Genomic DNA, 12,879 nt, shown 5'->3' with positions numbered 1-12,879 from the left:
CCAAATGATCAAAAAAGACGTTAGTATGAATCTTCCCGGGCGATCCAGAAGGCTGAAGACTCGCCCTCGATACCAACTGACATGGAGCGAGCAGATGCCGATTTTCGAAGCAGACCATCTCCGCAGGGCGTTCATTGGCGGCCGCTGGGTGGGGCCGGTGAACGGTGGCATTGAGCACGACATCATCAATCCGGCGACCGGCGAAGTCTCCGGCGTGTTGCTGTTCTCTGATGAAGCCGATGTGAACCTGGCCGCGGAGGCGGCGCGCGACGCCTTCGCGGCATTCTCGAGCACGCCGCTCGTCGAGCGGCTCGCGCTGCTCGAGCGCGTGATCGGCGTATACACCGAGCGGTTGCAGGATATGGCGGACGCCATCACGCTCGAGATGGGTGCGCCGATGGACGCCATTTCTCGCCCGCTTCAGGCGGCATTGGGGCTCTGGCACCTCCATACGACCCTGGAAGTCGCGAAGCAGTATCCGTTCGAACGAACCCAGGGCACGTCGCGGATCGTGAAGGAGCCGGTGGGGGTGTGCGGGTTGATTACGCCGTGGAACTGGCCGATGAACCAGGTCATGTGCAAGGTGGCGCCGGCGCTGGTGGCGGGTTGCACGATCGTGTTGAAGCCGAGTCAGAATGCGCCGTATTCAGCCATCGTTCTCGCCGAGATCCTCGAGAAGGCCGGCGTCCCTCCCGGCGTATTCAATCTCGTGCAGGGCTCCGGGCAGCGCCTGGGCAGCGCAATCGCGTCCAGCCCGCTCTTCGACATGGTGTCGCTGACGGGTTCGACGAGCGCGGGCGTGGAGGTCGCTCAGGCCGCTGCGACGACGATCAAGCGGGTGACGCTGGAGCTGGGCGGAAAGTCGGCGAACATCATTCTGGACAGCGAAAACTTTCAGCAGGGCGTCACGCATGGGGTGCTCCAGATGATGGCCAACTCCGGCCAGACGTGCACCGCGCCCTCGCGCATGCTGGTGCCGGCACATCGGCTCGAGGAGGCGGAGCAGATCGCAGTTGCCGCATGCGGGCAGGTCGTCGTCGGCGATCCGCGCGATCCCGGTACGACCATGGGGCCGATGGCGAACCAGCGCCAGCATCGAAAGGTGCAGGAGATGATCCAGACGGGGATCGACGAAGGTGCGGTGCTCGTGTCGGGCGGGCTCGGCAATCCCGCCGGGCTTGAACGAGGCTACTACGTCAAGCCGACGGTCTTCAGCCGCGTGAACAATCGCATGAAGATCGCAACCGAGGAGATTTTCGGTCCCGTCCTGGTGATCATCCCCTATCAGGACGAATCGGACGCTGTCGCCATTGCCAACGACTCGCCGTACGGATTGTCCGGCTACGTCTATGGCGACTCGATCGAACAGTCGGAGCGAGTCGCCAGAAAGTTGCGGACCGGGATGGTGCATCTGAACGGCGCACCCGTCGATATCGCGGCGCCGTTCGGTGGGTACAAGCAGTCCGGCAACGGGCGAGAGTGGGGTTACGCCGGCATCGAGGAGTTCCTGGAGACGAAGTCGATGTTCGGCGCGGCGCCGGGCGCCGCCAGCTAGCGGGAATCGACGACGGGCGCCCGGCGGTCCGCGGACGTCCGTCTACGGAAAGGCGGCAAGATCGAAGCCAGCCATGAGGCGTCGCGCTGACGGGCTCTGTCGGGTTGCCGTCGATGGGCACAATGGCACGCCGCGTCGACGCTCAAGCCTGCACCGTCGAGCTCGAGAGAGAAGTGGCAAACGCCTCCAGCGCTGAACTTGCACTTTCCAGGTTCGCCCTGAGCTCGCGGATATTCGTGTCCCCTTGCCAACTGTTCAGCAATCCGTCGACCAGGATGATGCTCATTCTGGCGACGGATTCGATCGCGTCATGGTTGACTTGCGGCGCGCACTTGCCGAGGTAAGCGATCGTTCGCTCGATAGTCTGGACATAGGTTTTCAACGCGAACTCGGGGCGATGACGCTCTGCCCACTGGATCAGTTCAGACTGTGCCCGGGCGTACGAGGGATGCTGCACGAGCCATTCGACATTCTTGCGCAGCTGCCATCCGGCGAGTTCGCCGAAAGAATGAAATTCCTTGTCAACGGGGGCATTCGCCGCGAGAAGGTCGAACAGGGATTCGTAAACCGCGTCGAACAGATCGTCCTTGGTATGGAATACATAATGCAGCGACGCCAGGGGGCAGCTTGCGGCTTCAGCGATTCGCCGCGTGGTGGCTCCAGCGACGCCGTGCGCGGCGATGACTTCAACGGCAGCGTCAACAAAATCTTGTCGCCGCAACGCAGCGCGAACTCTTGTCATTGGTAAACTCCGGTACCCGAAAATCCTCTTCCGTTCACGTCATACACAGGTGTAGTGTTTATCCGTGATACATGGTCAATTGACCATAACGCTCGTGAATTATGTCGGCTTCTTGAAAGTTTGTCCATGAATGGGCTGGGCCACGGATGCCCTGAATATTCAGTTCGCTTGTTTCAGCTGATTCTGGAAAATCTGATCGAGTGACTTGATCATTTGATCGGTCAACGTTAAGCAGGCAAAGAGGCGCTGTCGATGGAGGTAAACCCGTGAGCGCGCGCACTGTAACGTAAGACCGGGGGTTGCTGCCTGCCGGGAGCGTCGGGTTTCCATGCGAACGGAAACTAGGTGCTTGGATGCAGCCGGTGTGGATTCTCGGTGGTGCCGGTTACTTCACGTCGCACGTGTCGCGGTCGAACGCGAACGAGGGTTCCTGAAAGCACCTTCGAGCAGAGCGTGTGCGCAGGGCGGCGCATGGTTGAGATTGCAACGTCATGCGCCGCGAGCCGTGCGGTCATTTGAAGCGGCGACGCTGCCGCTGTGAGGGCACCGGGGGGAGCCGGTGCCTCCGCGCAGGTGGCAGCGGTTCAGTGCTTCCGTACTGACTTGCGAGGGGGCTTGGCGGCAGGGCGGGCATCCGACAGTGTCGCCGCGTAGGCGGCCAGCATCTTGCAGGCGTGGTCGACATCGACGGCCAGACGTTTCGAATCTTCCTGGGCAAACCACGAGAAGAGCAGGCCGTCGATCAGGACGATGGTCAGCCGCGCGATGGCGTCCAGCGCCTTGGCATCTGCACGGGGCTCGGCGGTGGCCAGGTTGCTGCGGGCACCTTCCTGGGAGATGCGAAGGGCGCCGACGGCCATGTCGGGCTGATGCCTGAGCGCCCATGTGTACAACTCCGACTGGGTCTTCGCGTAGGTCGGGTTGGCTTCGAACCAGGTCATGACGGAGCGCAGGTTGAACTCCGCCAGGTCCGACAGGGTGCCGTGCTCCGGAGCCTCGGGGCTATCCGAGCGAATCAGGTCGATCAGTGACTCGTAGACGGCGAACAACAGCTCGTCCTTTGAGTGAAAGACGTAGTGCAGGGAAGCCAGTGGGCATCCTGCAGCCTCGGCGATGCGGCGGGTCGTGGCACCCTTCACACCGTGCTCGGCAATCACCGCGACAGTCGCCGCCACGAGGTCCTGGCGGCGGACTTCAGCCCGTACTCGCTGCATAGGCCAGCGCTCCGTTTTGTGTCTTCGTCCAAAGGCGCTACCCGTGCAGGGTAGTCGAATCCTCGGATATTAGCATGACGATGGGCGGCATTTCGCCAGCAATGTGAGGCATCGGCCTGCCCGGATGTTGCGCCGCCATGGCGGCGTGAGAAATGCCGTTCGCAGGTACGTGCCGGGCATGGTGATGGCGTCGCTGCGTCGCGACGCCGGACGAACATCACAGCGGCGAGGCGGTTCGGCGGCAGGCTTCGTGAACCTGGAGGCGGACTCGCTCATCGTGGATCGGCCCGGCGCATCAAGTGGTGCGCCGCTCGTCGAGCGGCGCTTGCGGTTCTGCTTCGACGAGGCTGTTTCGCAGATGCGCAGGTACGGTGACCATCGCACGTGCACGGTTAAGCAGCCGTGCGTGTCCTGGAAGGGCGCCACTGCATTGGCTCGTACGGTGCCGTCATGACGAAGCTAATGGAAACTCCGTATTCCCAATGTCCTGTCGAAGCATAAGACTCGTGCCTGTAGATTCGTGGTCATTTGATCAAGTCAACTTGTCTGCACCGCTATCGTGACGCTGAGCACCACTTGGTGCGGCGGATTCCCCGTGCCGGGGCATGCGTATCACCACCGGGCGCGTCAGCCGCACTTCACGGCGGGCGAACCCCCGGATCCGATTGGCATACGGCTTGCTTGATAGTCGTATGACCAAGTCAAATGATTCGAGTGGTTGACTTGAACGAAGGATATTTCTCGGTAGTGTGGTCAACGACAACGATAGGGAATACGAATGAGCAACGTGATTGCTGTCTTGGGCCTGGGGGTGATGGGGTCTGCCATTGCCGCTTCCCTGGTTGGCGATGGCGCGGAAGTCGTCGTCTGGAACAGGAAGACGGAAAAGGCGCAGCGCCTGCGCGAGCTGGGAGCCCGCGTTGCCGAGCATGCCACTGCGGCCTGCGATCAGGCAGACGTCATCGTCGTCGTGACTGCAACGCCGATCGACCTCGCGGCGGATTTTGAGGAACTGGGCGAGCGCCTGAAAGGGAAAACGGTGGTCAATCTGGCTACGGGGCGCCCGTCCGAGGTCCTGAAGCTGGCTCAAATCGTGAGCGGCGCCGGCGCCAAATTCATCAGTGGAACAATCCAGTGCTTCCCGCCGGATATCGGCCGAGAGAGCGCGGTCATCCTTTTCGGTGGCGACGAGAAGATCTGGAACGAAGTTGAGCCTTTGCTTCGAAAGATCGCGCCCCAATCCACCTACGTCAGCACACGACCCGATGTGCCGAACGTGCTCGATGCCGGGTTGACGGGCACCTTCGTTTTTGGTGCCGGCGCAGCGTTCCTGGAAGGTCTCAGGTTCGTGGTGAATTCCGGTGTTTCGATCGACGAGATTCGCGATCTGATTCCAACCTATATCGCCGGGCAGACGCACTTCATCGAAGGCCTGTTCGAATCCGTGGCGGCTTCCGACTATCAACCACGAGGCGCAGACCTGGACATCTACGCGCGAGCGACCGGATTGTTCCAGCAGGCGCAGGAAGATATCGGGCAGCCGCCGCGAATTCTGAAGGCGCTGCGCGAGCGCATCCTGTCATCCATTGCAGAAGGCAGTGGTGACCGAGGGTACGCCGCACTCTTCAATCATTGACAACCTGTTAGAGGAATCATCATGTCTTTGCAACGCCTTTCAAGTAATAGCACTCCTGACGATCTTGCCAATGCAGTCAGGCAGGATGGCGGGGCGATCGTCAAAAACTTTCTCGATTCCGATTTGCTTGCGCGAATCCAGCGTACGCTCTTCGACACGCTCGAGTCCGCTCCGAACGGAGTAGACGATTACTTCGCCGGGACACAGACGCGTCGCGTCTCGCGCCTCTTCGCGCGTACCGACTGGATGGCCGAGGTTGCGTTGCATCCGCTCTATCTGGGCGCGGCGCGCAGCATCCTGCAGACGCCGATCAAGATCTGGAGCGGCGAAAACCAGGTCGATGTCGCGCCCGATATTCAGGTGGGGGTGACGCAAGCCATCCAGATTCTGCCGGGTCAGGGCCTGCAGCCGTTGCATCGTGACGATTCCGTATGGCTCTGGCGGCACCCGAACTATGGGCGCGAGGCCCGGTTTCAGGTGATGGTGGCCGTATCGGACTTTACGGCGGAAAACGGCGCCACGCTCGTCATCCCGGGTAGCCACAAGTGGGACGACGAGCGCATGCCCAGGCAGGAGGAAGCCATTCCCGCGACCATGTCGGCTGGCGATGCGCTGTTCTTCATCGGCTCCACCTATCACGGCGGCGGGAAGAACACCAGCAATGCACCGCGCACCGGCCTGACGATGTCGTATGACCTCGCGATCCTCCGGCAGGAAGAAAACCAGTACCTCACGCTGCCCATTGAACGCGTGAAGCGCTATCCGGAAGAGCTGCAGCGCCTGCTCGGCTGGACGTACGGCACGACTTTTGCCGGCTTCGTCGAGCGTAACGGTCAAATGTCGGACCCGAACGACCTGTTGAAAATGAAGGATTTCCTCGAGGTCGGGCATTTCGATTAACGGTCGGGAGGGGTGGTGGAATCCTGGCCCGGTTTTCACGCGGAGATCGGGCGATTCCATCACCTGAAGGCATCGTAGTCGGTCGACGGGATGCCGGGGGCGGTGAAGCGCGAGCAATTTCGATATTGCGATTTTTCGGTGGGATGCAGCAGTCTTCGAAACAGTGCCAGTATGAATGCGAGCAAGAGGGCGGTTCGATGCCTCGTCGCGATCTCGTATTCGTGCAAACGACAAGGAGTCGATCGTGAGTTACGAAATCAAGGGAATCCGAAGAATCGCGCTACTTTATACAGGGGCTGTGGTCTGGACTCCCACCTATCTGCTCCCATTCAGCATCGAAGAATCGATGGCCCGGTTCGGGCTGTCCGAGAGCACCGCTGGTTGGCTTGCGTCCGCGGTGCTGCTCTGTCTTTCGCTTTCCATCATCTTTTTCGGTCGTCACACGGCGACGTTGAACAAGAGAACGGGTGCGCTCGCTGCGGCAGCGCTTGCCGTTCTGTCGACGTGCGCGATGTTTTCACATAATTTCTATGTATTCGTCGCGGCGAAGCTGGTTCTCGGCGTCGCCTTGGGCGTCAGCTGTGTGTGCGCGTATGGGGTGATTGCACACGTCAAGCACCCGGAGAAGGTCGCGGCGCAAGTCGCTGTGGCGATGGCCATCATATTTTCCTGTGCGATGTACGTCGTACCGATCCTGAATGTGAAGATGGGCAGTATCGGTGTGGATGCCGTCCAGCTCGCCGTGGTCGTGGCGGCGCTGTTTTTCGGCGCGTTCATGCATCCTGCCGTCAACGCAAGCGAGGAAGAGGTCGCGAAGGACGCCATCAAATCCAACGACGTCCGAGGGATTCTGATCAGCGCATTCTTCATCTACGTCTCGCAGACGGCCCTCATGGGATTTGCCGCCGAGGTCGCTGCAACCCGGGGCGTCGAAGCGGAGCAACTCGGCATGCTGTTCATGCTCAATGCGGCCCTCCAGTTGCCGGTGGGCGTGGCGGTCAACTGGCTGGGCGATCGCTTTGGCCTGTTCAAGCCGATCGCTCTTGGACTCGCGCTGTTGATCGCATGCAGCCTGGGCATGTATTGCGTGGGTGGCAGGTGGGCGTTTCTCGTGGCAACGGCGCTCGTCAGTGCCGGCGCGACGCTGGTTGCCCCTTACATGGTGGGGGCACTTTCGCAAATGGATGCCAGCGGAAGAAGCACCGCGACCTGTGCGTCGGCAATCAATCTTGGCCTGGCCGTGGGCCCAGCGATTGCCGGCACGGTGTTCAGCGTGGCCGGTTTGCGCGCGGTCGGCTGGCTCTCCGTCGGGTTGCTGGTGGTGCCGCTCTTTCTGACCAGCGTGGCGATCCGGCAGTTCAAGGCAAAACACGCCGAAGCCGCTGTCGCCTGACGTGCGCGGCGACGCTGTCAACCGAGCGTGGCCGCACTGACCGCACCGGTACCTGGGCGGCGCCAGCATGCCTGACATGCCGGTGCGGAGCAGACATCTCTCGAAAGAGCCCGCTCGCGTCGACAGGCAGCGCAAAAAACTGCCGTGAACGTGGATGACGAACGTAGCGGCAGACCCATTTCTCGACGATCGCGGAATTTTTTCATGGAACTCAAATTCTATCTTTATTGCCTGGCCGATCTCGCGTTGATCGTGACTTCGTTCATATGTGGCGTGAAGTACTTCGGGAAGCGCAACGGCCTCCTCGGATTCGAGTCGCTGGTCGTGACGTTCTCGGCAACGAATTTGATGATCAATGCCTTGACCGGCAAGGCGATCTTTTTAAGTATCTCGCTTTTCTGCGACGCGTTTTCAAGAGGCTTCGGCGTGCCGATCATCATCGTTGCGGGCATGATGTCGGTTACGCATCGATATAAACCGTCGATTGTCGGCGACGTGTTGTATGCGGTGGGTGCACTGGTGGGGACGGTTATTTTGTGGACCGCGGATTTCATGGTTGGACCCAAGCCGTATTTCTATCTGGTGATGTGGTCTTTGTTCTCGCTTTACCTCATTTACGTCGTCAAGAAATTGGCGAATGCCGGAGAGTATCGTAATGCTGCGGGTGTGATCCTGACACTCGTATCCACGCAGATTATTGCGAGCATCTACGACTTCTATCATATCCCGGGCGACAGCGATCACATGATTTTCTATATATTCGCATTGCTGTCGTGGTCTTATATGTCGGTTTCGTTGTATTACGCCTATTGTGCGCTGGAAAGGGTGCAGGAAAAGGAAGGGAATCTGCCTCGAGGTTATACCCTTGGCCGCCTGGAGCGAAAGCCGCAGTAATTGTCGCGTTCCTTCGGGAATGTATTTATATCTTCATCCGAGAGAACGGATATGGCTACCTTGATCGTGCGTTATCCCACAGTAGAGGGTATGAAATTTGATCGCGAGTACTATCGTGCAACGCATATCTCGCTGGTACGGGCAGCTTGGGGAGAGTTTGGCCTGCAATCGGCGGAGATCCTGTTTCCGGCGCCGGGGCCGCAGCCCGATGCATGCGTAACCGTGTTGCGTTTCAGCGAGCAGGCCGGAATCGACGCCGCGCTGGCCTCGGCCGGAACAGCCGAGGTGGTCGGCGATGTGCCGAACTTCACCAACGTCCAGCCGGCGATCTTCCGCGCCGGCGACTGACCGAGTCGTCGACGACCGAAACCTCGTCTACGAGGGAAAGAAGGTCTGAGACAAAGTGTCCGCGTGGACACATGCGCTCGGGCCTTGACGACGAAGATACAAGACCTTCGAAGCAGAATGCCGATCGGCCGCGGACGAGATGGCCGACTGGAACTTGACGAAGATGCGGTTCGGGAGTGGATCGAGCCTTGCCTGAAGCCGGGCGTATCGATTGCCCGCGCGGCCGCTCAGGGTTTTGACGCGGGGCGAATGCACTCGGCAATACAGCCTTCGGCCGCAGGCCGAAGGCTCATCCAACATCCGGCATCAACGCTGCACGGTATCCAGAATATCCAGGCGGCTCACTGCAACCGCCTTCTGCTTGATCGCGCCAAATGCGACCTCGGTCGCTTCGAGCGTACGCGCGATGTCTTCGTCGGTATGGCTCGCCGTGAAGAACATGTTGTGCCACGGGTGGAGATAGGCACCGTTCTTGATGACTTCCGACGTCCACGCCCGGCCGCGCGACACGAGCTCGTCGTCACCCGCGAACAGCATCTGGGGCATGACGCTCGGCCCGGTCTGCTTGAGTTCGAAGCCATGCCGCTCGGCTTGCTCGGCGATGCCGGCGCGCAGCTTGTCCGCCAATCGCTTGGTGTGTTCGAGGTAGTCCGTTTCTCGTACCAGGCGCAGCGTTTCGATGGCCGCGGCCATCGGCACGGCCGAGAGCCAGTAGGAGCCCGTGACGAAAATGTTCGTCGCAGCCTCTCGTGCCTTGTCCGAACCGAGCACCGCCGCGATCGCATAGCCGCCGCCGATGGCCTTGCCCCAGCAGCTGAGGTCCGGGTGCACGCCCCAGTCCGACCACGTGCAATCACGCGACAGGCGCAGCCCCGTGCGGACCTCGTCGACGACCAGAAGCGCTTCCTGCTCGTCCGCGAGGCGACGGCATTCCTTCGCGTACTCGATCGACGGGAAAAACTGATCGTAGAGCACTTCGTGCCGGAAGGGCGTTGCGTAGATGGCCGCTACGTCACCGTCGACGCTCTTGACGGCCGCATTGAGGCTCTCGATATCGTTGTACTCGAAGTAGACGATGTGAGCCCGGTCTTCCTTGGTGATCCCCGTCGTATAGGGCACGTTCCACGGGGACGCACCATGGTACGTGCCGCGCGCAACGAGAATCTTGCGCTTCTCGCGATAGGCGCGCGAGATCACCATGGCCATCGACGTGGCGTCCGAGCCGTTCTTGCAGAACATCGCCCAATCGGCGTGGCTGACCTGTTGCGTGAGCGCCTCGGCAAGCTGAACCATCACCTCGCTGGGGCCCGTCGCCGTGTCGATCTTCTGCAACTGGAGGGCAGCGGCCTGCTCGATCCGCTCGTTGCCGTAGCCGAACAGGTTCGTGCCGTAGCCACACACGTAGTCGATGTACTTGTTGCCGTCGACGTCCCAGAGATGGGTACCTTTCGCTTTCGCAAAGTACAACGGGAAATCTTCCGTCAGGTACTTGACGCTCTGGTGACCGTACATCCCGCCCGGGATGACCTTTTCGGCTCTTGCGAACCACTCGTTCTTCCTTGCCAGCCTGTCCATGCTCGACTCCTTGTGAAAAATTCGTTCTGGGAACGTCCGACCCGGTATCAAGTCTTTTGACTGAGTCACGTGACCAAGTATTCGAACCCCGGAATTTGGAGAATGCTGCTTCCGAAATCTCGCGTCCCGTCGTTGGATCAACGCGCTGTCCGGCCTCGCGTCGCGAATGCAGCGTCGCTGCGTCACCCGCTTGGGCCTCTGCCGTCGCTTTTCTAGACTTGGTCATGTGACCAAGTCTAGTGTCTACAAATGTCATCCAGACGGAAATTGGCGTTTTCCACTAGTCCCGCACGGCGGTGGCTCAACGTCTCGCTCGGCATGCCACGGCAATGGGGGAGGCGAGTCGAGCAGCGGCAATTCGCCGGCGTGCGCTGCGCGACGTCGCTATCTGATCCGCATAAGGACAATCCCCGTTCAACCTTCGAGCAGGGAGGCAGGGCGATCAAGGTGGGGATGCTGACTAGGCGGCGGTGTACTTCCGCCAGAAGGCTTCGCAGCGGGAGAGCGCGGTGCGTACGGGCGTATTCAGGCCCGCGGTGCATGCATGGCAGGGGCAGACTGATCGACGCAGTCGGAAGTATCCGCAGCGCGCGGGCCCGCGCGTCCTCGATGCATGGACCCGCTAACCGTCGGGCCGGTTCGAGACAGAAAGCCGCCGATCGAAGCACGAGCCATGCGGTACGCGGATCGTGTTCGATACGATCCGCATGCAAGGCAACGCCGGCATGTTCGATCTTTCCAGGTGGAGGCTATTGGCTCGAGTCGTAGTGCTCGATATGGTAGAGGACCATGAATCCCGGGCTTAATACAAGAAGGAGCCCGGCAACGAGAGAGATTGCGACAAATAAACGCTTCACCATGATCACGCTCCTGAGTTGGATGAGGTGCAATAGAAAGTCGATTCTTGGCGTTGGGCGAACTGGTGAGCGACCTGGTCGTCGGTCACGGTCGCAACGCGATTCGTCAGGTCGATCTTCATGGGGTGTCTCGCGGGTGGCGATGCTGTCGTGGCCCGCGCACGTGCATCAGGGAATCCGGGGGAGGGGATCAACCCTCCCGGACCGATGCGTGCGCCTGTTCGCGGCTCAGAGGCCGAGGTGCGTGGCGATATCGTCGTAGTCGACTTGCCACAGGCCCGGCGTGCCGGCGGGATATTGCGAGCGGAAGCCGATGATTCGCTGGACGCGTTTCGACAGGCGTCGCACGGTGTCCATCTCGACGATGAACGGATACGCTTCCTCCGGCGTCAGGTAGGACGGTTGCATCGGAATCGTGAGCCCGCGTCGGCGCTCGTTCTTCGTCACGTTTGCGCCGCCACCGTGGATCACCTTGCCGCTGAACAGCAATGCGTCGCCGGCGTCCATCTCGGCGGCAATGGTCATGTCGGGCGTGCCCTTGCTGTCGAAGTAGTCCTCGTCCCAGTTCTGGCTCCCCGGAATAATTCGGGTGGCACCGTTTTCCTCGGTGAAGCGCGTCAGGGCAATCATGAGATTGGTGAACACCGTCGGCCCGTTGACTCCGAGCGCGCACAGGGGCGGAAAATTGCCGACATCGCGATGCAGCATCTGTGCCGTGTTGCCTGGGCCGATGTCGATGACCTGCGCGGTCGAAAGCCACCAGTCGCCGGACTCTTCACGGTAGAGCACCTCGCCGAGTTCATGAAAGAGATCGTCGTCCAGTACGTCTCCGAAAGTCCTGCTGTGCGTGACCATGTTCGTCAGGCGCTTCGTATAGGTGCCGTGGAATTCCTTGATCAGTTCGTTATCGTGCGACGACCCCTCGCGAAGCCGCTCGAGCGGCGCATCGACCTCACGGTTGATGTTCGCGACCTGCTCCTGGGTCAGATAGTTCTTGATCCGGACTCCACCATATTGATTCATGAGCGACACGATTTCTTGCGCGCTGGTCTGCTTGGGGACGGTAGGGAGGGAGCCCTGAATGTTCTGAATATTTGCGTTCATGTTTGCCTCAAAGTTGCGTGGACGGGTAAATCAGACGCGGCATCACGTTCTGATTCGGGTGTGATCCAGACATCAAGTCGAGTTTTTGACTGAGTCATTTGACTGAATATACCTTCGCCATCTGCCATACGTTCCTTTCACGCCAGTTGACGGAATGCGCACGTTGTTCGCGACGTTGTCGCGACCTCCGGGTGGTTCAGTATCTGTTTCCAGATCCAGAGGCGACGGACATGGCGTCATTCACCAGGCTTTCCGCTGAGCTGCCGTATTCGTGACGAATCAGGTCAATTGACCAAGTCGTATGATCGAGGAAGTTAACATGGCGTTTTTCGACGGTCGATCATGGTTAACCCGTCGCATTTGAATGGTGTAGAAAGTCGCCGGACGCGTGTCACGCCTGTACCGAATCGAACGCGCGTCGTTGGTGATGGGCCCGGACTCGCTGCGCGAGAACGCTAGCGTCGCAAATGTCGGGAACGAGCCGGTTTTGACTCAAGCCGATGGTCGAGCGGCTCAACGCGTGATACTCGATTTTAAAAAGTGGCTTGTACTGTTTTGAGCAGACATGCTCGGAGGCGGCTCATGGTGTTGCTTTGACATCCTCTGCAAAATAGGAGCGGCGCAAGCCACGCGATCGGGCACGCAAGTTGCTCGCTCGTCG

10 protein-coding genes are annotated in these 12,879 nt (G+C 60.2%); 6 read left to right on the top strand and 4 right to left on the bottom strand.

Annotated elements, in window-relative coordinates:
• Window positions 1-94: 94 nt before the first annotated feature.
• Complete coding sequence (locus CFB82_RS37625) at window positions 95-1,555, top strand: aldehyde dehydrogenase family protein (RefSeq protein WP_089487365.1); 1,461 nt, start codon at window positions 95-97, stop codon at window positions 1,553-1,555.
• A 142-nt stretch (window positions 1,556-1,697) separates the two neighbouring features.
• Here CFB82_RS37625 and CFB82_RS37620 read toward each other — a convergent pair whose 3' ends face one another.
• Together CFB82_RS37620 and CFB82_RS37615 are read right to left on the bottom strand one after the other, a co-directional pair.
• On the bottom strand, window positions 1,698-2,297 hold the full coding sequence (locus CFB82_RS37620) for a TetR/AcrR family transcriptional regulator (protein ID WP_089487364.1): 600 nt from the start codon (window positions 2,295-2,297) through the stop codon (window positions 1,698-1,700).
• 584 nt (window positions 2,298-2,881) lie between these two features.
• Entirely contained in the window at window positions 2,882-3,511 is a 630-nt protein-coding gene (locus tag CFB82_RS37615; RefSeq protein ID WP_089449252.1) for a TetR/AcrR family transcriptional regulator, read from the bottom strand.
• A gap of 778 nt (window positions 3,512-4,289) precedes the next feature.
• Here CFB82_RS37615 and CFB82_RS37610 point away from each other — a divergent pair.
• The 5 genes from CFB82_RS37610 (at window position 4,290) to CFB82_RS37590 (ending at window position 8,682) form a co-directional block, all read left to right on the top strand.
• On the top strand, window positions 4,290-5,147 hold the full coding sequence (locus CFB82_RS37610) for an NAD(P)-dependent oxidoreductase (protein WP_256990678.1): 858 nt from the start codon (window positions 4,290-4,292) through the stop codon (window positions 5,145-5,147).
• Between the two features lie 21 nt (window positions 5,148-5,168).
• Window positions 5,169-6,047: a phytanoyl-CoA dioxygenase family protein gene (locus CFB82_RS37605; protein WP_089487362.1), complete on the top strand. Its 879-nt coding sequence runs from the start codon at window positions 5,169-5,171 to the stop codon at window positions 6,045-6,047.
• A 244-nt stretch (window positions 6,048-6,291) separates the two neighbouring features.
• The gene (locus tag CFB82_RS37600; protein WP_256990677.1) at window positions 6,292-7,440 is read left to right on the top strand and encodes an MFS transporter; all 1,149 of its coding nucleotides are present in this window, start codon (window positions 6,292-6,294) and stop codon (window positions 7,438-7,440) included.
• Window positions 7,441-7,644: 204 nt separating this feature from the next.
• A complete protein-coding gene (locus CFB82_RS37595) occupies window positions 7,645-8,334 on the top strand; it encodes a hypothetical protein (RefSeq protein ID WP_069250124.1) in 690 nt (229 codons plus the stop codon).
• A gap of 51 nt (window positions 8,335-8,385) precedes the next feature.
• On the top strand, window positions 8,386-8,682 hold the full coding sequence (locus CFB82_RS37590; protein ID WP_089449256.1) for an EthD family reductase: 297 nt from the start codon (window positions 8,386-8,388) through the stop codon (window positions 8,680-8,682).
• Window positions 8,683-8,988: 306 nt separating this feature from the next.
• Here CFB82_RS37590 and CFB82_RS37580 read toward each other — a convergent pair whose 3' ends face one another.
• Window positions 8,989-10,257: an aminotransferase class III-fold pyridoxal phosphate-dependent enzyme gene (locus CFB82_RS37580; protein WP_089487360.1), complete on the bottom strand. Its 1,269-nt coding sequence runs from the start codon at window positions 10,255-10,257 to the stop codon at window positions 8,989-8,991.
• Between the two features lie 1,085 nt (window positions 10,258-11,342).
• Window positions 11,343-12,218, bottom strand: a complete 876-nt coding sequence (locus CFB82_RS37575) for a phytanoyl-CoA dioxygenase family protein (protein ID WP_089487359.1) — start codon at window positions 12,216-12,218, stop codon at window positions 11,343-11,345.
• Window positions 12,219-12,879 lie beyond the last annotated feature (661 nt).

It is taken from the genome of Burkholderia sp. HI2714, from assembly GCF_002223085.1.
In the GTDB taxonomy this organism is placed as follows: domain Bacteria; phylum Pseudomonadota; class Gammaproteobacteria; order Burkholderiales; family Burkholderiaceae; genus Burkholderia; species Burkholderia lata_D.
Note: the sequence above shows the minus strand (reverse complement) of the source record. Positions and strands in the feature narration are given on the sequence as shown.

Coding starts and splice junctions, on each gene's coding strand:
- CFB82_RS37620 (WP_089487364.1), bottom strand. CDS start 2,297: ATGACAAGAGTTCGCGCTGCGTTGCGGCGACAAGATTTTGTTGACGCT.
- CFB82_RS37605 (WP_089487362.1), top strand. CDS start 5,169: ATGTCTTTGCAACGCCTTTCAAGTAATAGCACTCCTGACGATCTTGCC.
- CFB82_RS37615 (WP_089449252.1), bottom strand. CDS start 3,511: ATGCAGCGAGTACGGGCTGAAGTCCGCCGCCAGGACCTCGTGGCGGCG.
- CFB82_RS37590 (WP_089449256.1), top strand. CDS start 8,386: ATGGCTACCTTGATCGTGCGTTATCCCACAGTAGAGGGTATGAAATTT.
- CFB82_RS37595 (WP_069250124.1), top strand. CDS start 7,645: ATGGAACTCAAATTCTATCTTTATTGCCTGGCCGATCTCGCGTTGATC.
- CFB82_RS37625 (WP_089487365.1), top strand. CDS start 95: ATGCCGATTTTCGAAGCAGACCATCTCCGCAGGGCGTTCATTGGCGGC.
- CFB82_RS37580 (WP_089487360.1), bottom strand. CDS start 10,257: ATGGACAGGCTGGCAAGGAAGAACGAGTGGTTCGCAAGAGCCGAAAAG.
- CFB82_RS37575 (WP_089487359.1), bottom strand. CDS start 12,218: ATGAACGCAAATATTCAGAACATTCAGGGCTCCCTCCCTACCGTCCCC.
- CFB82_RS37610 (WP_256990678.1), top strand. CDS start 4,290: ATGAGCAACGTGATTGCTGTCTTGGGCCTGGGGGTGATGGGGTCTGCC.